This window comes from Neoluteolibacter marinus, assembly GCF_014904755.1.
Lineage (GTDB): Bacteria > Verrucomicrobiota > Verrucomicrobiia > Verrucomicrobiales > Akkermansiaceae > Haloferula > Haloferula marina.
The window spans coordinates 24515-44861 of record NZ_JACZFQ010000043.1; the positions used below are offsets into that span (position 1 = coordinate 24515).

General features: G+C 59.6%; 20 protein-coding genes and 4 tRNA genes. 20 read left to right on the top strand and 4 right to left on the bottom strand.

Translation table 11 applies throughout. The features are described 5' to 3' along the window. Positions 1–3: 3 nt before the first annotated feature. Positions 4–759 carry a Nif3-like dinuclear metal center hexameric protein gene (locus tag IG178_RS10130; RefSeq protein WP_193212428.1) on the top strand — a complete coding sequence of 252 codons (756 nt, stop codon included), beginning with the start codon at positions 4–6 and terminating at the stop codon, positions 757–759. A 4-nt stretch (positions 760–763) separates the two neighbouring features. Then, on the top strand, positions 764–1321 hold the full coding sequence (locus tag IG178_RS10135; RefSeq protein WP_193212429.1) for a DNA-3-methyladenine glycosylase: 558 nt from the start codon (positions 764–766) through the stop codon (positions 1319–1321). Between the two features lie 18 nt (positions 1322–1339). Here the strand turns inward: IG178_RS10135 and IG178_RS10140 are convergent. After that, positions 1340–1413, bottom strand: a tRNA-Gly gene (locus tag IG178_RS10140). A gap of 154 nt (positions 1414–1567) precedes the next feature. Between IG178_RS10140 and IG178_RS10145 the strand changes: the two genes are divergently transcribed. The 9 genes from IG178_RS10145 (at position 1568) to IG178_RS10185 (ending at position 10543) form a co-directional block, all read left to right on the top strand. Then, a tRNA-Gly gene (locus IG178_RS10145) sits at positions 1568–1638 on the top strand. A gap of 42 nt (positions 1639–1680) precedes the next feature. Continuing rightward, complete coding sequence (locus tag IG178_RS10150) at positions 1681–2277, top strand: hypothetical protein (protein ID WP_193212430.1); 597 nt, start codon at positions 1681–1683, stop codon at positions 2275–2277. Between the two features lie 47 nt (positions 2278–2324). Further along, a complete protein-coding gene (locus IG178_RS10155; protein WP_193212431.1) occupies positions 2325–3554 on the top strand; it encodes a porin family protein in 1230 nt (409 codons plus the stop codon). Between the two features lie 139 nt (positions 3555–3693). Continuing rightward, positions 3694–5874 (top strand): GumC family protein, encoded by a 2181-nt coding sequence (locus IG178_RS10160; protein ID WP_193212432.1) that lies wholly within the window; start codon positions 3694–3696, stop codon positions 5872–5874. A gap of 31 nt (positions 5875–5905) precedes the next feature. Continuing rightward, positions 5906–6472 (top strand): polysaccharide biosynthesis/export family protein, encoded by a 567-nt coding sequence (locus IG178_RS10165; RefSeq protein WP_193212433.1) that lies wholly within the window; start codon positions 5906–5908, stop codon positions 6470–6472. A gap of 16 nt (positions 6473–6488) precedes the next feature. Then, entirely contained in the window at positions 6489–7229 is a 741-nt protein-coding gene (locus tag IG178_RS26175) for a PDZ domain-containing protein (protein ID WP_193212434.1), read from the top strand. Between the two features lie 91 nt (positions 7230–7320). Further along, positions 7321–9561 carry a carboxy terminal-processing peptidase gene (locus tag IG178_RS10175; protein WP_226895292.1) on the top strand — a complete coding sequence of 747 codons (2241 nt, stop codon included), beginning with the start codon at positions 7321–7323 and terminating at the stop codon, positions 9559–9561. Further along, positions 9561–10241 carry a YggS family pyridoxal phosphate-dependent enzyme gene (locus tag IG178_RS10180; protein WP_193212435.1) on the top strand — a complete coding sequence of 227 codons (681 nt, stop codon included), beginning with the start codon at positions 9561–9563 and terminating at the stop codon, positions 10239–10241. Before IG178_RS10175 ends, IG178_RS10180 begins: the two co-directional genes overlap by 1 nt. Continuing rightward, complete coding sequence (locus IG178_RS10185; protein ID WP_193212436.1) at positions 10238–10543, top strand: gamma-butyrobetaine hydroxylase-like domain-containing protein; 306 nt, start codon at positions 10238–10240, stop codon at positions 10541–10543. The genes IG178_RS10180 and IG178_RS10185 overlap by 4 nt, the downstream gene beginning before the upstream one ends. A 54-nt stretch (positions 10544–10597) precedes the next feature. On the opposite strand, the gene IG178_RS10190 is transcribed toward IG178_RS10185, so the two are convergent. The 3 genes from IG178_RS10190 to IG178_RS10200 all read right to left on the bottom strand — a co-directional run bounded on the left by IG178_RS10190 (position 10598) and on the right by IG178_RS10200 (position 14753). Next, positions 10598–12016 (bottom strand): DUF7133 domain-containing protein, encoded by a 1419-nt coding sequence (locus IG178_RS10190; RefSeq protein WP_226895294.1) that lies wholly within the window; start codon positions 12014–12016, stop codon positions 10598–10600. Between the two features lie 82 nt (positions 12017–12098). Continuing rightward, a complete protein-coding gene (locus tag IG178_RS10195; RefSeq protein WP_193212438.1) occupies positions 12099–13580 on the bottom strand; it encodes a PA14 domain-containing protein in 1482 nt (493 codons plus the stop codon). Between the two features lie 39 nt (positions 13581–13619). Further along, complete coding sequence (locus IG178_RS10200) at positions 13620–14753, bottom strand: N-acetylmuramoyl-L-alanine amidase (protein ID WP_193212439.1); 1134 nt, start codon at positions 14751–14753, stop codon at positions 13620–13622. A 228-nt stretch (positions 14754–14981) separates the two neighbouring features. On the opposite strand from IG178_RS10200, the gene IG178_RS10205 reads away from it, so the two are divergent. The 9 genes from IG178_RS10205 (at position 14982) to rplJ (ending at position 20258) form a co-directional block, all read left to right on the top strand. After that, positions 14982–15833: a TIGR00282 family metallophosphoesterase gene (locus IG178_RS10205; protein ID WP_226895295.1), complete on the top strand. Its 852-nt coding sequence runs from the start codon at positions 14982–14984 to the stop codon at positions 15831–15833. A gap of 224 nt (positions 15834–16057) precedes the next feature. Continuing rightward, positions 16058–16132: transfer RNA gene (locus IG178_RS10210), tRNA-Thr, on the top strand. A 47-nt stretch (positions 16133–16179) separates the two neighbouring features. After that, the gene (gene tuf, locus IG178_RS10215; protein ID WP_193212440.1) at positions 16180–17364 is read left to right on the top strand and encodes an elongation factor Tu; all 1185 of its coding nucleotides are present in this window, start codon (positions 16180–16182) and stop codon (positions 17362–17364) included. 118 nt (positions 17365–17482) lie between these two features. Beyond that, positions 17483–17558, top strand: a tRNA-Trp gene (locus IG178_RS10220). A gap of 68 nt (positions 17559–17626) precedes the next feature. Then, on the top strand, positions 17627–17821 hold the full coding sequence (locus IG178_RS10225; protein ID WP_343225960.1) for a preprotein translocase subunit SecE: 195 nt from the start codon (positions 17627–17629) through the stop codon (positions 17819–17821). Positions 17822–17858: 37 nt separating this feature from the next. Further along, the gene (gene nusG, locus IG178_RS10230) at positions 17859–18425 is read left to right on the top strand and encodes a transcription termination/antitermination protein NusG (protein ID WP_193212442.1); all 567 of its coding nucleotides are present in this window, start codon (positions 17859–17861) and stop codon (positions 18423–18425) included. A 47-nt stretch (positions 18426–18472) separates the two neighbouring features. Beyond that, positions 18473–18901: a 50S ribosomal protein L11 gene (gene rplK / locus IG178_RS10235; protein ID WP_193212443.1), complete on the top strand. Its 429-nt coding sequence runs from the start codon at positions 18473–18475 to the stop codon at positions 18899–18901. 89 nt (positions 18902–18990) lie between these two features. Further along, complete coding sequence (rplA, locus tag IG178_RS10240) at positions 18991–19695, top strand: 50S ribosomal protein L1 (RefSeq protein ID WP_193212444.1); 705 nt, start codon at positions 18991–18993, stop codon at positions 19693–19695. Positions 19696–19709: 14 nt separating this feature from the next. Beyond that, on the top strand, positions 19710–20258 hold the full coding sequence (gene rplJ / locus IG178_RS10245) for a 50S ribosomal protein L10 (protein WP_193212445.1): 549 nt from the start codon (positions 19710–19712) through the stop codon (positions 20256–20258). Positions 20259–20347 lie beyond the last annotated feature (89 nt).

Below are 20347 nucleotides of genomic sequence, written 5' to 3' on the forward strand. Positions count from 1 at the left end.
GGCATGGCCAGCTTGCAGGAAATCGTCGCCTATTTGGACCAGGAATTGAGGATCGCAGAGATCCCCGACTACTCTGGCGCGGTCAACGGGCTGCAACTCGAGAATGGCGGAAACGTGACCAAGGTGGTCGCTGCGGTTGACGCCTCATTGCCGGTCGTCGAGGCCGCCACCGCCGCCGGTGCCGACCTGCTGGTGGTGCACCACGGGATGTTCTGGCAAGGTGCACAGCCGCTGACCAAAGCGTTTTACCGCAAGATCAAGGCGGCGATGGACGGAGGGATGGCAATTTACTCGTCCCACCTGCCCTTGGACGTGCATCCGGCGATGGGAAACAATGCCCTGCTGGCCAAGTCGTTGGGAATGGAAGTCCGGGGTTCCTTTCTTGACTGGAAAGGTCAGGATATCGGTCTGCTGGGAGAGCTGAAGTGCGATCGAAGTTGGCTGCAGAAGAAGCTCGAAGGGGTAGTGGGAGGACCCGTGCACCTTTGTCCCGGTGGTCCGGAGGAAGTCGTCGTGGTCGGGCTGTGCACCGGAGGAGCCGGTTCGGAGGTGGCAGCGGCGGCGGCTCGGGGGGTGGATACTTTCATTACCGGCGAGGGTCCGCATTGGAGCTTTCCCTTGGCCGAAGAGCTGGGCGTGAACCTATTTTACGGGGGCCACTATGCGACCGAGACCTTCGGGGTGAAGGCGCTGGCGGCGGAGCTGGCGAGCAGGTTCGGGCTAGAGTGGGAATTCATCGATCACCCGACCGGGCTTTGAGGCGATGGCCCGTTTGACAGCGGCCTTTTTCGAGCGCGATCCGGTCGTTTGCGCCCGCGAATTGATCGGGGCATGCCTTGAATGGGGGGAGTGCGCGGGGAGGATAGTGGAAACGGAAGCTTATTCCTCGAGCGGAGACGAGGCCAGTCACCTGTTTCTTCGACCCTCGGCCCGCCGCTTTGTCGATGAGCATCCTGCGGGCACCGCCTATGTTTACATGAATTACGGGCTCCACTGGCTGTTCAACGTGCTGGTGAAATGCCCGCAAGGGAGCGGTTTCGTGCTCCTCCGGGCCTTGGAGCCGCTGAGGGGAATCGAGCTAATGCAGCGACGTCGGGGGAAAGCCGGCTTGTGCGAACTCTGTTCCGGTCCGGGCAAGCTGACCCAAGCACTGGGGATCGACGGCTCGCTTCACGGCCGGCAATTCCTCGAGTGGCCCGAAGCCGGGATCGACGCCGGAGGGGATGTTGCCGTGGATTGCGGGCCTCGCATCGGGATCTCACGCTCGCAAGATCTGCCGTGGCGCTTCGTTCTGCGGCGCAACGCTTACCTCAGTCGTTAAGTAGTGGCAGGATATTGCTGGTACGGGTGATGGGAATCGAACCCACGCCTCAAGCTTGGGAAGCTCGCGTTCTACCATTGAACTACACCCGCCCGGAAGGAATGACGGGGAGCTATCCTGGGTTGGCCAGGAAGGCAACACCAATCCTCGCAGGAACGGTGCATTATGACCGGAAAATGACCTCCGATTCCGCCAAAAAAGATCTTGCCGGGGATTCTCACGGGCTGTTAGCTTCGCCTCGACTTCGCGGGTATAGCTTAGTGGTAAAGCTCTAGCCTTCCAAGCTAGCTATGCGGGTTCGATTCCCGCTACCCGCTTATCTCGGTATCGTTCTGACATCCTGATTCGATTTCCCAAACATGAATACTTCTCTTCGATTCGCACTCGCTGCGCTCGCCTTGGGGGTTTTTCCCGCCACGGCGATGGCGGCGACCGACTGCCTGGAGCTCGCTGTTTCCGTCAAGCATGCGGTGTCCGCAGAGCCTGCCAATGTCCTTCAAATCGTTGAAGAGAACGTGGAGGCGAATTCCGGCTGTGCCTGCGAAGTGGTGAAGGCCGCGATCCTCGCCTCCGAAGCAGATGCCAAGACGGTGGCGAAGATTGTCGAGGTGGCTTCAACGGTCGCTCCCGATAAAATGCGTTTGGTTTCCCAATGCGCCGTTGCGGTCGCGCCGGACGCGTTGCCTGATGTGCAGGCGTTGATGAGCCGCCTTGACCCGAACAAGGGTGACACGGGGCATAGCTCGAAGGGTTCGAAGAGCCCGAAGGAAGTGGTTGACGTCAAGCCAGCGTGGAATCCGCTTGATTTCCCGGGTCAAGGTCCGGTGGGCCCGACTCCTGGCGGTCCGCCGATGCTGCCACCTGGCCGTCCGCCAACCGTGCCGCCGGTGATTACGCCTCCCACCGGTACGGGAATCGATCTTCCGATTCGCGATTTCCCTGGCACTGTCGATTGATGGTCGGAATGTGACCTCTGATGTCCTTTGCTTTCGAATTTTATTTCATGAAACGCTGCTTCTTTCCAACCCTCGCCATCGCTTCCTCCTTGGGGGTTGCCTATGGCGATCTTTATTACATCCAAGACGAGGCTCAGGAGAGTCTTCCACTGAAGTGGACCGCGGGTGTCAATCTTACCTACGACGACAATGTGAATCCCACTGCGGTGGGGATCGGTGCTGACGACAGTGCCTTCAGCTTCAATCCGTACGTTGGTGTTTCATTTGTCTCCATCTCGCCTCAGACCACTTGGGATGTCTATGCTCGCATTGGAGCGATCTATTATTTCGATTCTCCTGCCGCGGTTGGTTCGGATGATCTCTACGGGCAATCGCGAGTGGGTGTGAACTGGACACATCGGGTGAGCGAGCGGCTTCGCTTTTCTAGCAGGAACTTCCTCTCTTACGAACTGGAGCCTGATTACGCCTACGGCTTTGCCACCTCGCGTCAGCTGGGTGAATATTTCTACTGGCAGACCGACAATTCGGTGGGCTACCGCTGGACCGAGCGTTTGGCCACCTACACGGGTTTCACCCTTACGGGCTTGGATTATTCGGGTGGAGTTGCTAACCAGGATCGGTTCACTTGGGCTCTCTACAACCAGTTCCGCTACCAACTGACGCCGCAGACGGTACTTACCGCTGAGTATCGATTCGCCCACACCAACGGTGACGGGGTTTCGACGGATTACGACGATCACTATATTCTCGGGGGTTTTGAGCACCGTTTCAGCCCGAACACGATCTTGGTGTTCAAGGCAGGCGCTCAAATCCACGATGCTGACGCTGGCAGTGACAGCACCAGCCCCTATGCTGAGGCGACCCTTCGCACTCAAGTGAACGAGCAGTTCTCGATCAGGAGTTTCCTGCGATATGGGGTCGAAGGCTACGATACCGTTCGCACTGTCGGAACGGGTCTCTACGAGTTCGATGATCGCCGGACTTTCCGTCTTGGTGTTTCCGGAGAGTATGCATTCTCCCAGATGTTGAGCGCATTCGGTGGCATTGACTACATCCCGGCGACATTTGACGATGGGCGCATCGTTGGTGGCGCCGGTCCGATCGCCGCCGGCGGACTGGATGAGGACGTTTGGAACGCCTACGTCGGCCTCTCGGTGAAGTTCAACGAAATGCTCTACGGCACCGTTTCCTACAATTACACCGACTGTAGTTCTGACTTCTTCGGTCAGAGCTATGATCGCAACCGGGTCAATGTTGGCCTTCGCGCCGAGTTCTGATCGAGAGTCCCTCGAGGGAAGAATTTAGGAGCTATATATTCAGGAACCTCGAAGCTCCCGCAATGGATACCCATTGCGGGAGTTTTTCGTTTGAACGAGGTGGAATCGATGACAATAAACCAATCACTTACTCGCCCGCATGAATGAATCTACTCAATCCTCGGAGGCCTCGCTCCACGCCATTGACTACTGGCAGGTCATCAAGAATCGCTACGGGGTCATTCTGTTGACCTTCCTCCTGGTATTCATGACGGCCCTGGTCATCACCTACGTGATGCCCAAGAAGTACGAAAGTACTGCGGTGGTCCAAGTTCGGCCCAAAGGGGTGGGAACACAGATCATTCCGGGCCTTGCGGAACCGAGGTCGGCATTGGAGTCGGGTCAGACCTTCTTCCCGACCGAGTTTGCGGTGATCAAGGCGCAAAAGACGCTCGATGCCGCCATCGAGAATCTTGATTTGGTAAACAAGTGGAATACCGACATGGAATCGGTCCGGCGAACCCTAAAGAAGATCGTTGATGCGCAAGACATTCGAGGAACTTCGTTGATTGAGATTCGGGTCAGGTACAACGACCCGAAGGATGCTCAGGCGATCGCCAAAGAGGTCTCAGAGGCCTACAGGGCACGGCGCAAGAAGATTCAGAGTGATTATGCGAACCAAGCCTTGGACGAACTCCGGAAGGCGGTTGTCGTTCAGGAGGATGCCGTCGAGGACAAGCGCAAATTGCTTTCTCAGATTATCCGGACCGAAGGAATCATTTATTCCGGAGACCAGAGCGTCTACCAAGGCTCGAGCGGCTTCAACAAGGCCGACCGTGCTGAGTCGGCTGCCCGGGCATACGAAGAACTTGAACGGGAAAAGATCCAGTTGGAGAGCCAGATCGAGACTTTGCTGAAGTACGACGGTCCCCAATTGATGAACTACGCATCGGGCCTGAGTCTTCCCGACAATGTGATTCCCGTCCTTCTTCCCCGCTTTCAAGACGCGAAGCGCGACTACGAAACCATGAAATCATCGGGTCTCGGAGAAAGGCATCCGAAGGTGGTCGCCCAGCTTTCGATGGTCGACAGCATGGAGCACGATCTCATTGAGGCGGTTGCGAATCTGAGGGACACTCTCAAAGCGCAGCTTGAATTGGCCAAAGAACAGCTTTCGCGGCTGAAAATGGAGATGGAGTCCAAGGAAGACGAGGCGATCAAAGAGGGAATCGCGAACCAATCGTTCGTGGATGCGAAGAATGATTTCGAATCCGCCCAGCAGATTCTCGGTCAACTCAAGCTGAAACAGATTTCCGAGGAGATGCAGACCAAGATCACGGAAGATCCCATTATCCTCCACGAGGAGCCGATGATCTCACAGATTCCGGTCAGTCCGAACATCACCTTGAATCTCGCTCTTGGAGCAGTGGTCGGGCTGATCTTCGGGATCGGTGTCGCGTTCTTCCTGGAATATCTGGATACCTCGGTGAAGTCGCTGGAGGATGTCGAGCGCTTCCTGCAAGTTCCTGTTCTCGCGGTAATTCCCAAGGATGTTGGCGTGCTCTACAAGCAGAGTGGCATGAGCCCTGACGCCGAGGCCTATCGGATTCTCCGCACGAACATTGAATTCAACCGTAAGAATCCCGAGGACAATGCCATCACAGTGGTATCGGGCGGCGCGGGGGAAGGGAAGTCGACCACCCTGGTCAACCTCGCCTATATCTGTGCCCAGGGCGGCTACACCACGTTGATGATTGATGCGGACTTGCGCCGACCGCGCCTGCATACCTTCTTCGATATTAATAATTCGGTTGGCCTTACCAATTACCTGACCACGGAATTGATGCTTGAGGACGTGATTCTTCAGACTCCCGTCGACAATCTCTACTTCATGCCGTCGGGAATCCTCCCCGCCGATGCCGCGGGAATTCTGAATTCCCGGAGAATGTCGGAGCTTGTGCAAGACGTGAAGCAGCGCTTTGACCTGGTGCTGGTGGACTCCCCTCCGATCCTTGGTGTAAGCGATGCTTCGGTTCTGGCGAGTGAGGTCGACTTGACGATGATCGTGGTTCAGCATCGCAAGCTCCCGCGCAACATGCTCATGCGGGTCAAGCAGGCGGTGGAGAATGTCGGTGGCCACGTGATCGGTGTGGTGCTGAACAATGTGGATGTCCGCAGCGACAGCCAATACCAGTACTACACGAGCTACTACACCTACTACGCTCCTGCCGAATCGCAGCCAGCCCCGGCAAGCGCTTCCGCTCCAACGCAGTCTCCGAGCCCGCGGTCGGTGGCGCCCCGGGGGGGCAGCGAGGATGATTCCAAGCAAGACCTGTATTGACATGACGCTTGCACAAAGGAACTTTCACAACATGAAACAGATTCTATTCCTCTTCGCATGCCTTGTGATGTCGTTGCAGGGGCTGATGGGCCAGAGCACCATCAGCGCTGGCCGGGCGATTGAAATCCAGATCAAGGGGGTTCCCAGTGACGAGATGGCCCGCGTCAACGGCACTTACACGGTGTCGGAAGGCGGAAGTATCCGGATGCCCTTGCTGGACGGATCAATCCGTGCCGCCGGACTCAGTCCCACCGCGTTGGCGCAAAGCATTGAGGCGGCCTATCGCGCGGCCAAGATCTATACCACCCCTACGATCAACGTGATCGCGACGAACCAAGAGGCATTGGAGGAGCTGACGGTGACTGTCGGCGGCCAAGTGCAAAGTCCTGGGCCAGTTCGCTATTTCCGGGGCCTGACGCTCTACGACGCGGTGCAGGCGGCAAAGGGGGCCACGCCGTTCGGCAGCATGAAGCGGGTACGCTTGATCCGGGGCAAGCAAAGCAAGGAATACAACCTCACCGACGCCAAGCACATGAACACGCCGCTTGAGCCGAGGGACACCATTCAAGTGCCACAGAAGGATTTCTTGGGCAATTGATGAATCGCCGGTTGCCGTGTCGCGAAATCTCCGCTTCACGAAATTGCTGGCCGCCGCTGGAATCGCGGCCCTGCTTGTCCCGTGCAACGGTCAGGATGTTCCTGACCGGAGGTGGTTGGAATCTCTGAACAGCGAGAGCTATCAGGATCGCGCCAGGACGGAGAGGCAGCTGCTCGAATGGGCCAGGCAACAGCCTGAGAAGGGGACTGCCTGGTTGTTTCAAGAGTTCCGGTTGGCGACAGAGCCGGAAGTGAGGGCACGCCTTCGCACTGCGCTCTTGGAAGTGGTGGTCGACGAGCACCAGAGGAATGAAGGTCAAGGCTACGTGGGCATCACCATGACCCGGGTGGCCATCATGATCCCTGGTGAAAAAGGGGTCACTTCGGGAGTCAGGATCAGTGGAGTTGAGCCTGATTCCCCGGCGACCAAGGCCGGCCTGAGCGTGGGGGACGTGATCGTCGGCATTGACAAGCGGCGCTGGGAGGCGGCGCAGGATTCGGTCGAGTCCTTCATTGCGGAGGTCAGGGAAACCAAGCCCGGCAAGGAACTGGATTTGGAGATCCTCCGTGCGGGAGAACTCATGAGGATTGCCGTGACGCTGGGGACGCGGAGGATGGGGATGCCCGAGTCGAAATTGAGGTTCAACTTCGGAAATGGAGAGTTTGAAAGCGTTGATCTGGACCAGCTCGAAAAGGAAGCGAAGGAAGAGTTTTTCAAGCATTGGCTGGCAGAAAAGCAGGCGATCGACGGCAAATGATGGCTGTGGACCGGGACCCTTTTAAAAAATCGACATTTTTCGCCCTCGTGCGACGCTCATCAACTTGTTCGGCCTTGCCTCAGATCTACTCATGAACTTTTCCCGACTTCGCAGTGCCACCATGGCTGCCATCGTCACCGCATCGACCCTCACTGCCTGTGCGCAGCAAGCGGATTTCGATGAAGTGGGACGCCAGATGGCGATCATGCTCCAGAACAGCCATTTCGCCCGGCTGCCTTTCAATGACTTGAGCAAGCGCTTCCTCGACGATTTCCTGAGGGATCTGGACTCGGGAAAAGTTTACTTTGTCCAAGAAGACATTGATCGCTTCAATCGCCAATACGGCGAGAATCTCTCTGCCATGCTGTTGCAGGAAAATAGCATGGGTGCCGCGGAGGACATTTACTCGACCTTCAAGAAGCGGGTCCAGGCGCGGGTGGCGGAGGCCAAGCGGCTGCTCGCCGCCGATGATTTTGATTTTACCAAGAAGGAATCGCTTCAGAGGAGCCGCAAGGACGCGCCTTGGCCCAAAGATGAGGCGGAGGCGATGGAGATTTGGAGGCTGCAGATCAAGGAGGCCCTGCTCTCCGAGACCCTTCGCCGGGACATGATCGCCAAGCTGGCTGAAAAGCAAGGCAAGGAGAATCCGCTCAAGGACGACAAGGATCCCGAGGAGAAAATCGCGCTCCGCTACGAGCGCTTTCTTCACAGTGTGGTCCAGGACGTCGATGACGAGGATGTCGCCGCGATGTTCCTCAGCGCTGTCGCCCGGGCTTTCGATCCGCACACCGACTACATGAGCACGCGGGAAATGGATCGGTTCCGCGACGGGATGAAGAACGAGTTGGTTGGAATCGGCGCCTTGTTGCAGGGCGAGGAAGACGGCGCTACCAAGATCATGGGCATCGTCGTCGGTGGCCCCGCGGACAAGCAAGGCAGTCTGAAGCTCGATGACCGGGTGGTTGCGGTGGACCCCGATGGCGACGGTGCCATGGAGATGGTCGACATCATGTTCATGAAGATCGACAAGGTGGTCGACTTGATCCGTGGCAAAGAGGCCACCCCGGTGAGACTCAAGGTGGAGCCGGCCGGTGGCGCTCCCGGCGAGACCACCTTGATCACGATTGTTCGCGACAAAGTGTCTCTCAAGGACGAGCAGGCCAGCGCGGAGGTGGTCGATATGAAGGGCGGTGATGGCGAAGCAAAGCGACTCGGGGTCATCACCCTTCCTTCGTTTTATGCCGACTTCGAGGAGGGCAAGACCCGCTGCTCCGTCGATGTGGAGCGCCTTCTCGAGCGATTGAAGGACGAGGGTATCGACGGCTTGGTCCTCGATCTCCGCAACAACGGGGGAGGAGCCCTGGAAGAGGTCCGCCGCATGACCGGGTTCTTCACCCGCCGTGGTCCCGTGGTTCAGGTGAAGAATACCTTCGGGGAGATCCAGGTGAAGGAATCGGAGCGCAAGGACGCGATCTACGATGGTCCGATGGTGGTTCTGACCGACAAGAGCAGTGCCTCGGCCAGCGAGATCCTTGCGGGGGCCTTGCAGGACAACAATCGCGCCGTGATCGTTGGCGACTCGTCGACCTTCGGCAAGGGGACAGTCCAGCAACCGATGGACATCGGGCGCATGTTGCCGTTCTTCAAGGCGCGCAACAAGGCAGGCACCCTCAAGGTGACGATTCAGAAATTCTACCGTCCCTCGGGATCCTCGACCCAGAACATGGGCGTGATTCCAGACATTATTCTGCCCAGTTTGACCGATGCCCTGGAGGTGGGCGAGGCCTACCTCGATCACTCGCTGGAGCACGACAAGATTCGCAGGGCTCCCGACTTCGCGCCGCTGAAAAGGGAACAGCTTTTCGTGCCACGTCTGAAGGAACTCAGCACCCACCGGGTCACTGAATCCAAGGATTTCGCCTACATCATCGAGGACGTCACCAAAACCAAGGCGCGAATCCGGGAAAACTTGGTTTCACTGAATTTGGAGGAACGGAAGAAGGAGCTCGACACGATCGAAGTGGACCAGCGGAAGCGCAACGACGAGAGAAAGACGAGGTTCGTGGAAATCGAAAAGGAGGACAAAAAGAGCCTCTCGTTTTTCAAGCTGTCACTGGATGATGTTCAGGATGGTGGTGATCTGCGGCCGTTTGATCCCACCGAAGAGACCGAGGAGTACATGCGCCGCGCCAAGGATGAAACGGCGGAGCTGGATGACACCCCACGCTGGCCGAGCGGCATGGATCCCCACAAGCGCGAGGGTCTGATGGTGCTCGGGGACCTGGTGGACATCACCCGGAACGCCCGGATGGCCGGGTTGCTTGATCGCTGATGGAGGGCTTGGCCGACCGACTCGCGGAGCTTCAGGGACGCGTGGCTGATGCCTGCGCGTCGTCCGGCAGGGATCCGGGTGAAGTGGAGCTGCTTGCCGTATCAAAGACCTTTCCTGCCGAAGCCGTTCTAGAGGCCTACGAGGCCGGCCAGCGGAACTTCGGCGAAAGCCGACAGCAGGAGGCGGCAACGAAGATCGAGGTGCTTCCGGGTGACATCCGGTGGCATTTCATCGGCGGGCTCCAGCGCAACAAGGTGCGCAAGGTGCTTTCGTCTTTTCCGGTGGTTCACAGCATGGACTCCGTGAGGCTGTTGGAGCATTCCGACCGGATCGCGGGTGAACTGGCAGTGAAAACCCAAGTCTACCTGGAGGTGAATATCGCGGGTGAAGAGAGCAAAGGCGGATTTCTCCCCGATGACCTCCTCGCGGTGGGCGGCACTTTGGTGGGTTTCGCCCATTTGGAGATCCGGGGTCTAATGGTGATTCCGCCGGAGGGAGAGTCTCGTCGATGGTTCGCGGAGACCCGTATTCTCAGGGATCGCGTTGAGTCTGCTACGGGGCTAAAACTACCGTCCTTGAGCATGGGAATGAGCGGGGATTTTGAAGATGCCATCCGCGAAGGGGCGACCATCGTACGTGTCGGCTCGGCGTTGTTCGGCCATCGATCTTATATGCAATGAAAGATGCTCTCGGACATGCAGCGGTCATCGGCAACGAGCTGGCTCTTGCCTTCGATGACGGGGATGACGTTTTTCTGGCGCTGGATCTCCTGAGGAGGGGCTGTCCCTGTGCAGCATGCCAAGGTGAACCGGATGCGCTGGGGCGGGTACTCCGTCCGGTTCAGAAGATCGGTCCGCGCGGCTTCGAACTGCTCAGGTTCGAAGTGGTCGGGGGGTACGCACTGCAATTGTGGTGGGCGGATGGCCACTCGACCGGAATCTACTCGTTCGACTATCTGCGGACCTTGTCGCAGCTCGCCTGAGTTTCCGGATTGCCGGGATGATTCGCCGCGGGATCCGGTCAAACAGAGCCGGATTCAATCCGGGATCTCGTTCAGCGTGTACCAGGCTTCCGGGTGCCATAGCTTGCCGCCGGCCGCTGATCTCACTCCTCCTGCAGACAGGTGGTGGACGTGACCTTGGACGAGGCCTTCGATGGTGAGGCGCACCTTCCTGCCCCCTTCGAGGACCTCGGCGGAGGTGATCTTCGGTGTTGCCTGATCGACCTCCGGGGACCCGTATTCCGCCTGATAAATGTAGGTCCACGCGTCCATCGAGTAGGATTCCGGAGAGCCCGCGGTCGCCGGATCGACAGGTTCGGTGAATGTCAGCTCAAAGCCGTCCTTCTTCGCGCCCATGGCGAGGATTTCAAAAGGTGTTTTACCGTTCCAGCGGACCCGCTCGAAGGTGAAAGGCTTGGTCCCGCTGGAGGCCCATCCGCGGTTGGTGCCGCCCACGAACAGGGTGCCGTCGTCCGCTTGACGCATGGGTACGATCCCGGCCTGGAAGCCGCTCAGGAAATGGAACACGGCTCCTTGGTAGATCCCGTTGACCTTTTCCAGGGAGACGCGTTGGACCTCCGACTTGGTCTGTTCCCCGACGTAGAGTTGCTTGTCCCATGGCCCGAATTTTCCGCCGGTTGTATCCGCGACAATGGCGGTCGGCGAATGTCCGACTTTCGCGTGGGGCAGGATAACGGCCGGAGGAACGAACTCGGGGATTCGCTTCCGTTCCGCGAGGATGCGCGACTTGTCGACGGGATCGGCAGGGCGGGGTCCCATGTTTGGTGCGTCGGGGTAGAAAACATTGCCGGAGGGATTGCCTTGGAATGACCCCGGCTTGAGCCATTTGAGGGATGACGAACCGTTCCAGACGCCTTGGTTGTCGGTGTAAAAGACGTCGCCCTCGGCATTGAAGCCGATACCGCCGGGGGACCGGATGCCGGAGGCGGTGGGGATCATCTGTCCGTCCGGGGTGATGCGGACGCACCATCCTCGCCATGGGGATTCCGCGGTGAAGGACCCGGTGAGGCAGAGGACGGCCCAGATGTCACCGTTTTTGTCCGGATCGGATCCAAAGGCGTACTCGTGGTAGTTCCCGTTGATGCCCCAGTCGGAGTTGATGGTTTCGAAGAGATCCGCCCGGCCGTCGCCGTCAGAGTCCTTCAGGCGGGTCACCTCAGGACGTTGGGTCAAGTAGAGCCAACCATCCTTCCAGAACATGCCGAAGGGTTCGTGGAGGCCTTCGGCGAACTTCTGCCAGGTCACTTTGGAGAGGTCGGATTCGTAGGCGCCCGAACAAATCCAGAGATCTCCCCGCCGGGTCGTAACCGCGACTTTATGGCCCGGCATCAGCGCGATGGAACCGAGCTCCATGACCTCCCCTGCCGGCAATGGAATTTCTTCACGGGTGTAGAAGTCGGACTGCTGCTGGGCGGAAGCGCATGAGAGTATCAAGCCGCATGTGATCGCCGATTTGGACAGGAATGTCATGGAATGAACGGAAGCGTGGAAATGGTGGGTTTTTCGCCGGGAAACGTCACTTCCAGCGATAGGTCAGCACCGCGGTCTGGCCGGGAGCCAACTTGAGGAAAGATTTGCCGTCCCGTGATTCGACGAGGGCCTGTTCAACGTGGAGCTGGATTTCACTGCCCAGATCAAACTCCAGGTCGCCCGTCTGCTTCATCGGGAGCCGGTCGGAAATCAGGATCTCAAGCGGATTTTTTCCGTTCCCTGCGGTCACGCTCCGGACAAGCCCGGGCTTGCCACCGGTAATCCCGGGCTTCCACGCGTCCTGCAAGGTCTGATCGCCGATCTGCACCATGAAGGTGGGATTGCCGGAGGGGTCGAGCTTGTATCCGCGGAACCGTGCTTCGGACGGCAAGGCCGGGGTGCCGGACAGTTTGACGACATTTTCCCCGGCGGGTGGCTGGTTTCCTTGCCCCCGATCGACCCAGTGGCGGGATCCGTCCATGAAATAGCCGCTCCAGATCAGCTCGGGAGCCAGGTGGTCGGCGCTGTAGGCGAGGTTCAGGCCGCCGGGAAATCCGATGCCAATGGCTCGTGGCGTGGTGTCGGCGATGAAGTTCCGGTAGACCACCGCACGCTCCCCGGAAGGTTGGATGGGGATGGATGGCTTGGCGGCTTCGATCGGATGGTCGGCCAGGTTTCTCCACGACGGGAGCCCCGGCCCCTTCCAGGCAAGGGCGATGCTTTCCTGCCCGAAAAACTCGACAAACTCGATGCGGATCTTGTGCGGGCCCGCGGTGAGATTGATTTTTCCCTGTTTTGCCCGGCTTCCGTTCATGGGGCCCGTTCCGCGGACTTCGGTGACGGTCTTGCCATCGATCATCACGCGGGCCGCATCGTCCGCATCAAGGCGGAAGACAAACGTTCCTGATTCCGGAGCTACCAGATCGCCCTGCCAGACGAGCCCGAACTCGTCGGTGCGGTCGGCATGGGTGACGCTGATGAGGCCGTCATGCTCTTCCTCGACATTGGTGGCTTCGAGTTGCGAGAAGTCGGGGAGATCCTTCCAAGTGCCGTGATAGATCTGCGATGTCAGGTTCGCGATCGGAGGCTCGCTGGCGGGCAGGGGGTGGATGGCGAGCAGCTCCTTGGCCGTCCATGGCACCTTGCGGTCGTTGCCGGCCGCCCTGATGGCCTTGACGGTTTCAGACTTCACCGGCTCGGCCTTGTTACCCCACGAGGACCGTACGTGCGTGAGAATGGCGGCAATCTGGTCGTCCGCGAGCACGGCGCCTTGGGGGGGCATCTCAAGATTGAACGTGCGGCCGTCGACATGGATTTCCCCGTGGAGGCCGCGAAGGACGATCTCGACGGCTCGAGCGGCATTGCCGTGGACCCAGTCGCTGCCTGCCAGCGGGGGAAATTGGCCGCCGGTTGCGCCCTTGCCATCCGCCCCGTGGCAGGCGGCGCAATAGAGCGAAAAGAGTTGCCCGCCATCCTGGGCTTGCAGGGACGCGGCGGAAAAGAAGGCAACAAGGGCGGTTCGGAGCATCGTTTAAAGGAAACGTTGCCCGGAGCCTGCGGTTATCCCTCATTCCGGTGAAATGACAGATTTGTTGGCCGGATCGGGCCTTCTGCCGCGCTCATAATATCGCTCGAGACCAAGGGCTGCCGCATCCGCGTACTCGCGGAAAATCGACGGGCGCCGTTGCCCGGCAACCTCTCTCAAGCCCTCGTAGTCGCCCGCCTGGATGCGCGCATGGTCTTCCTGCGAGTTCATCACATAGGGCTCGAAATAGATCACAGGGCACTCGTAGAGGCGGTTCGCGAGGAGATTGCGGGCCCACAGGTAGGGATCGCCGTCCACGTTCCGTGCATTCCTGGCAAGGGGGTCATAACGATAGGGCGGCATGGAGGTCCGTTCGACAAAGGCTGCGGCGACGGAGCGCGAGATTCCTGCTTCCTCGTCGTGAACTCCTTGCAGCAAATTGGTAAGGAGTTGGTGGCGCTGGTCGGTGAGGGCGACTTCGTCATCCGTGTAGCCTCCATTGAGGATCATGTGGAAATGGTGGTGCGGGACGAGGGTGGGCAACGACGGGTCGCCCCAGGCGTCGGCATTGAAATGAAGGCAGAGGACAATGTCGGGCTGGATGGATTCGTTGACCAGCTGGGCTCGGGCGCGAATCTCCGCCGTCCGGTAGAACAGCCGTTCCGCGAGTTTGACGATGTCCCCGCCGGCCGAACTGCTGGCGGCTTCCTCCCTCAAGCGTTCGGGTCGGAGCGCGGTGACGGGTTCGGTGTCTTTCCTGACGAGCGTAACCGTTGCGCCGAGGTCTTCCAGTCGCGGCTTCAGCAGATTGGCGACGATCAAGGTCATGTCGCCTTCTTGCACCGGCAGCATGCCCGGAAGCTGGAACCAGCGCTCTTCCATCTTGCCCCAGCGACCTCCGATGTGGCCCGCGTCGATGGCAATCCTCACGCCGTCGAGGGGCCGTCCCTCGGGTGCCGGTGGCAGTTGATCGATGCTGCGCCACGTGCGGGGCGGTTGGGCGGTCGATCCGTCCGGCGCAAACTTGAGAACGAGATGCTCTCCCGGGTTCGCATGAATCCTGACGTGGTCGTCACTGACCTCGAACCAATTCCTCCAAGCCGGGGATACCGTGAACACCTCGTCCAGCTGGCGGATGAATTCGGCACGTGAAATGGTTCCGTCAAAGCGTCTCAAGGCGTCCCAATCGGGGATTGGGGCCAGGTCCGACAAAGCAGGGGCCTTGGCTTGGGCTGCTGACGCCGGTGGGGCTGGCTCAGGCTCCAACGGTCGGTGAAACCTCAAGAAAACCAGCACCGCGGCAGCAAGGAGCAGGGCCAGGCAGAATGGAATGGCACGCGTGGTCATCGGGGATTTGGCTTGGCGTGCCGGATGGCCGACGGGTAAGCCTCGCGGGTCGGGGCAATGCTGTCCCCGCCGCAATCTCCTGTACCCATGGATCCTGTTCGCATCTTATTTCTCGGGGACATCGTCGGTGAGCCCGGCCGCAAGGCTGTCATCGAGCAATTGCCGGGTCTCCGCAAGGAGTTGGGCCTCGATTTCATCATCGTCAATGGCGAGAATGCAGCGGGAGGCCGGGGTATCACACCTCGCATTGCCATTGATCTCCTGCGTGCCGGAGCGGCGGTGATCACCACCGGGGATCATGTGTGGGATCAGCAGGAAATCGTGGATTATTTCCCGACCGAGCCGCGCTTGCTGCGACCGATCAACTACCCGGAGGGTACTCCTGGAAGCGGATCCGTGGTCCTCGACACGCCGAAAGGCAAGGTCGCGGTGCTGCAAGGCCAGGGGCGTTCATTCATGCAGCCGCCGTTGGAGAACCCGTTCATCGGACTGGAGGCCGAGGCGGCGAGGCTCCGGTCGGAAGGGATCATGATGATCTTCGTGGATTTCCATGCGGAAACCACCAGCGAGAAGATCGCGATGGGTTGGGCCCTGGATGGCAAGGTCTCGGCCGTGGTTGGCACCCACACCCATGTCCAGACTGCGGACGAGCGGATCCTGCCGGGCGGGACGGGTTGTCTGACCGACGCCGGGATGTGCGGGCCGGAGTTCTCGGTGCTGGGTCGATCTCACGAATCGGTGGTCTGGCGCTTCCGGACCGGTATGCCAACGCGATTTCCGATCGCGTCAGGTCCAGTGCGCCTCTGTGGAGCATTGGTCGATGTCGATCCGGAGAGCGGGCGTTGCATGGCTTTGGCTCGCTTCAACCGGATGATTGACCCGTCGCAGGCGGCAGAAGGGGAGGTGTGAGGGGCTTGGGTGTTCCTGTAACTTGTTGTTTTTCAGTGAATTTCCTGCTTTCCCCGACAAATCTTCTTTCCTTTGATATTTTTTTTGACAGGGTGGGCGGCTTTGTTAACTTCCGCCCCGCTTTTCCCGGAACCAACCAGGAAATTCTGAGGGGATTATCGTCTTGTGACGCCACTTGGGACTTTCTGGCCGGCTTCGGGACCGGCACATCAATTCGCCGTCAGGCTCGTGTAGCTCAGGGGTAGAGCGCGTCCTTGGTAAGGACGAGGTCGGGGGTTCAATTCCCCCCACGAGCTCCAGCGGCAACATGATCGGACGAGCAGCCCAACGCGAAACCACCACAACCATGGCTAAAGAAGCATTCCAGCGGAACAAGCCCCACGTGAACGTGGGCACCATCGGTCACGTTGACCACGGCAAGACCACTCTCACGGCGGCGATCACCACCACTCTCGCGGAGTCGGGTGGTGCGGTCGCCAAGGCCTATGCAGACATCGACGCCGCTCCTGAAGAGCGTGAGCGCGGCATTACCATCTCGACCGCGCACGTCGAGTATGAAACGGCTAACCGCCACTACGCGCACGTCGACTGCCCGGGGCACGCCGACTACGTCAAGAACATGATCACCGGCGCCGCCCAGATGGACGGTGGTATCCTCGTGGTGTCCGCTGCGGATGGCCCGATGCCCCAGACCCGCGAGCACATCCTGCTTGCCCGTCAGGTGGGTGTTCCGGCTCTCGTGGTGTTCATGAACAAGGTTGACCTTGTTGACGACGAGGAGCTCCTCGAACTGGTTGAAATGGAAGTCCGCGACCTCCTTTCCACCTATGAGTTCCCGGGCGACGAGATTCCGATCGTCAAGGGTTCCGCCAAGGCTGCGCTCGAAGGCGATGCCGCCCAGAAGGAGAACATCCTCAAGCTCATGGAAGCCGTCGACTCCTACATCCCGGAGCCCGAGCGTCCGATCGACAAGCCGTTCCTGATGCCCGTCGAAGACGTGTTCTCGATTGAAGGTCGTGGCACCGTGTGCACCGGTCGTATCGAGCGCGGTATCGTCAAGAAGATGGAAGAAGTCGAGATCATCGGCATCCGCGACACTCAGAAGACCACCGTCACGGACATCGAGATGTTCCGCAAGCTGCTCGACGAAGGTCGTGCCGGCGACAACGTGGGTCTGCTCATCCGCGGTCTCAAGAAGAACGATGTCGAGCGCGGCCAGGTCATCGCCAAGCCGGGTTCCGTCAAGGCTCACTCCAAGTTCAAGGGCGAGATCTACATTCTCTCCAAGGACGAAGGTGGCCGCCATACCCCGTTCTTCTCGAACTACCGTCCGCAGTTCTACTTCCGCACCACCGACGTGACCGGAAGCATCAAGCTGCCTGAAGGTGTCGAGATGGTCATGCCCGGGGACAACGTCAATCTCGAGGTTGAACTCATCACCCCGATCGCCATGGAGCAGACCATGCGCTTCGCCATCCGCGAGGGTGGCCGCACCGTCGGTGCGGGTCGTGTGAGCGAAATCCTTGACTAACCCTCAAGCAGGGCCTCAGTCTGTCGCCCCGCGACATCCGGCTGAGACGAATTTCGGGGCACTTCGGCAACTCGCCGGGGTGCCCCGCCATCGCCTCCACCGGCGACAAAGATAGAAAACGGAAGTAGCTCAATTGGTAGAGTAGTGGTCTCCAAAACCATTGGTTGTGGGTTCGAGTCCCTCCTTCCGTGCCATCTTTTCATCCCAAGTTTTCAAAGGTAATCCCGGAATGTTCGCAAAAGTCTCACGTTTTATCGGCGAAGTGAAAGGTGAACTCCGCAAGGCCAACTGGCCGTGGGAGTCGGATCCCAAGGTGAAGGGATTCAAAAAATACAAGGAGCTCGTCGATTCCACCATCGTGGTGCTGATCGCGACCATCCTGCTCGCCGGCTTTGTTTCGCTCTGGGACTTCATCGACACCAACGTCGTTACTTTCATCACGTCCATCGGGCGTTGATTCCATTTTTCCCCGGCTGCTTTTTTCCATCCCCATCATGCCTGCACCGTCTCCAGAGAACCAATGGTACGTCGTTCACGTCCTGTCCGGACAGGAAGGCCGGGTCAAGGACCGCATTCTCCGCCAGCGTGAGGCGGAGGAAATGGGAGACTATATTTACGAGGTGCTGGTTCCGACCGAGATGGTGTCCGAGATCCGCCGCGGCAAGAAGACTTCCACCAAGAGGAAGTTTTTCCCCGGCTACATCATCGTCAACATGAACCTCCTGACCGAAGACAACCAGCTCGTCGAGAAGACCTGGTACTTCATCAAGGAGATGGACGGCGTGATCGGATTTGCCGGCACCAAGGATCGCCCGATTCCCATGCGCCAGAGCGAGGTGGAGGGCATGCTTTCGCAAATCAAGGAGCGGGAAGAGAGTGTCCGCCCCGCGATCAGTTTCGAAGTCGGCGACACCGTCAAGGTCGCCGACGGACCGTTCCAAAGCCAGAACGGCATCGTCGAGGAGATCGACCCCGAGCGCGGCAAGCTGCGCGTCGCGGTTACTATCTTCGGCCGCTCCACGCCGGTGGAGCTTGAATACTGGCAGGTCGAACGCGCCTGATCGAAATCCGCTCTCAAACATACCGTCACCGCAATCCCTCTACCACCATGGCCAAGGAAGTTGTCAAAGTCATCAAGCTCCAGATCCAAGCCGGAGCCGCCAATCCGTCCCCGCCCGTCGGTCCTGCTCTCGGCCAGGCCGGTGTCAACATCATGGGCTTCTGCAAGGAGTTCAATGCCGCCACCCAGAGCCAGGCAGGCGATGTGCTTCCGGTCGTGATCTCCGTCTACAAGGACAAGAGCTTCACCTTCGTCACCAAGCGTCCGCCGGCAGGCAACCTCCTCAAGAAGGCCGCTGGTCTCGCTTCCGGTTCCAAGGAGCCGAACAAGATCAAGGTCGGCAAGATCTCCAAGGAGAAGCTGATGGAAGTCGTGAACATCAAAATGCCCGACCTCAACACCAACGACCCCGAGGCCGCCGCCCGCATCTTGGCCGGCACCGCCCGCCAGATGGGTCTGGAAATCGAAGGCATGTAAGTCTTTTCGCGCAGCTCCCCGGAGAGGCGCATGAAACCGCAGGAGGGCCGGTCGACCCGACCGATCCGCCAGCACTGCAAAACGAAAAAATGAAGAACCGCAGCAAACGCTACGCAAAAGCTGCCGCCCTCGTCGAGGCCGGCAAGTCCTACGGTCTGGAGGAAGCCGTCGGCACCGTGAAAAAGTTCCCGGCGCCGAAGTTCGACCCGACCGTCACCGTGTCCTTCCACCTCGGCGTGGATCCCCGCAAGAGCGACCAGATGGTCCGCGGCTCCGTGGCTCTTCCCCACGGCTCCGGCAAGAACGTCCGCGTGGCGGTATTCGCCGCAGGCGCTGCCGCAGAAGCCGCTGAAGCTGCCGGTGCCGAGTTCGTCGGCTTCGAGGAGCTGATCAAGAAGGTCCAGGGCGGATTCACCGACTTCGACGTCGCGATCGCGACTCCGGACGCGATGACCGAAGTGCGCAAGATTGCCCGTGTTCTGGGTCCCCGCGGCCTGATGCCGAACCCGAAAACCGGCACCGTGACCGACGACACCGCCAAGGCCGTCAAGGAGGTCAAGGCCGGCCGGATCGACTACAAGCTCGACAAGAACGGCAACGTCTCCGGCGCCGTCGGCAAGGCTTCCTTCTCTGAAGTTGCTCTCCTCGAAAACGCCCGAGCCTTCATCGACAGCGTGGTTCGCGCCAAGCCGGCATCCGCCAAGGGCAACTACGTCCGTAGCGTCACCGTTGCCGCTTCCATGTGCCCCGGACTTCCGCTGGAAGCCGGCGTCTACACCAAAGCCACCGCCTGAACCACTCCACGACCATGAATCCCGACAAGAAAGTCATCATCGACGAGTTGCTCGACCGGGTGAACGCTTCGCCCTTCGTGCTTGTGGTGGACTACACCGGCATGACCGTGCCGCAGTTTTCCGAACTCCGCAACCGCCTCGGCGCTTCCGGTGCCCAGTGCCACGTTGCCAAGAATTCCTATATGAAGAAGGCGCTTGCCGAAGCCGGTCTCCCGGACATCGGTGACACCCTCATCGGCCAGACCGCTTTCGTCACCGGCGACAGCGAGGTCTTTGCTGCCGCAAAGGCAATCAAGACCTTCGAAAAGGAGTTCAAGAAACCGGAGATGAAGATCGGCATCCTCGACGGTGCTGTCCTCGACGCCGACAAACTCAAGGCGATCGCCGAGATCCCGTCCCGCGAAGCGGTTCTTTCCCAGCTCCTCGGAACGATCAACGAACCGGCCGCCCGGATCGCTCGCATCATCCAGAAGAAGTTCAACCCCGACGGCGATTCCGCCGCGGACGAGCCTGCTGCCGAAGCCGCTGCGGAGGCTCCCGCCGAACCCGCCGCCGAAGCCTGATCCCACCAATCTGACCCGATGGCGTTGGCGTCTCCGCGCTGCCGCCTGAACCCACAATGGTTCCTCGTCGGTCCCCGCAGCTGCGGGGC

What these genes read in the sequence shown, in the direction of transcription:
- IG178_RS10150 (WP_193212430.1), top strand. Translation starts at nt 1,681, where the DNA reads ATGAATACTTCTCTTCGATTCGCACTCGCTGCGCTCGCCTTGGGGGTT.
- IG178_RS10180 (WP_193212435.1), top strand. Translation starts at nt 9,561, where the DNA reads ATGGAGGGCTTGGCCGACCGACTCGCGGAGCTTCAGGGACGCGTGGCT.
- rplK (WP_193212443.1), top strand. Translation starts at nt 18,473, where the DNA reads ATGGCCAAGGAAGTTGTCAAAGTCATCAAGCTCCAGATCCAAGCCGGA.
- IG178_RS10155 (WP_193212431.1), top strand. Translation starts at nt 2,325, where the DNA reads ATGAAACGCTGCTTCTTTCCAACCCTCGCCATCGCTTCCTCCTTGGGG.
- IG178_RS10195 (WP_193212438.1), bottom strand. Translation starts at nt 13,580, where the DNA reads ATGCTCCGAACCGCCCTTGTTGCCTTCTTTTCCGCCGCGTCCCTGCAA.
- nusG (WP_193212442.1), top strand. Translation starts at nt 17,859, where the DNA reads ATGCCTGCACCGTCTCCAGAGAACCAATGGTACGTCGTTCACGTCCTG.
- IG178_RS10135 (WP_193212429.1), top strand. Translation starts at nt 764, where the DNA reads ATGGCCCGTTTGACAGCGGCCTTTTTCGAGCGCGATCCGGTCGTTTGC.
- IG178_RS10165 (WP_193212433.1), top strand. Translation starts at nt 5,906, where the DNA reads ATGAAACAGATTCTATTCCTCTTCGCATGCCTTGTGATGTCGTTGCAG.
- tuf (WP_193212440.1), top strand. Translation starts at nt 16,180, where the DNA reads ATGGCTAAAGAAGCATTCCAGCGGAACAAGCCCCACGTGAACGTGGGC.
- IG178_RS10185 (WP_193212436.1), top strand. Translation starts at nt 10,238, where the DNA reads ATGAAAGATGCTCTCGGACATGCAGCGGTCATCGGCAACGAGCTGGCT.
- rplJ (WP_193212445.1), top strand. Translation starts at nt 19,710, where the DNA reads ATGAATCCCGACAAGAAAGTCATCATCGACGAGTTGCTCGACCGGGTG.
- IG178_RS10205 (WP_226895295.1), top strand. Translation starts at nt 14,982, where the DNA reads ATGCTGTCCCCGCCGCAATCTCCTGTACCCATGGATCCTGTTCGCATC.
- IG178_RS10160 (WP_193212432.1), top strand. Translation starts at nt 3,694, where the DNA reads ATGAATGAATCTACTCAATCCTCGGAGGCCTCGCTCCACGCCATTGAC.
- IG178_RS10130 (WP_193212428.1), top strand. Translation starts at nt 4, where the DNA reads ATGGCCAGCTTGCAGGAAATCGTCGCCTATTTGGACCAGGAATTGAGG.
- rplA (WP_193212444.1), top strand. Translation starts at nt 18,991, where the DNA reads ATGAAGAACCGCAGCAAACGCTACGCAAAAGCTGCCGCCCTCGTCGAG.
- IG178_RS10175 (WP_226895292.1), top strand. Translation starts at nt 7,321, where the DNA reads ATGAACTTTTCCCGACTTCGCAGTGCCACCATGGCTGCCATCGTCACC.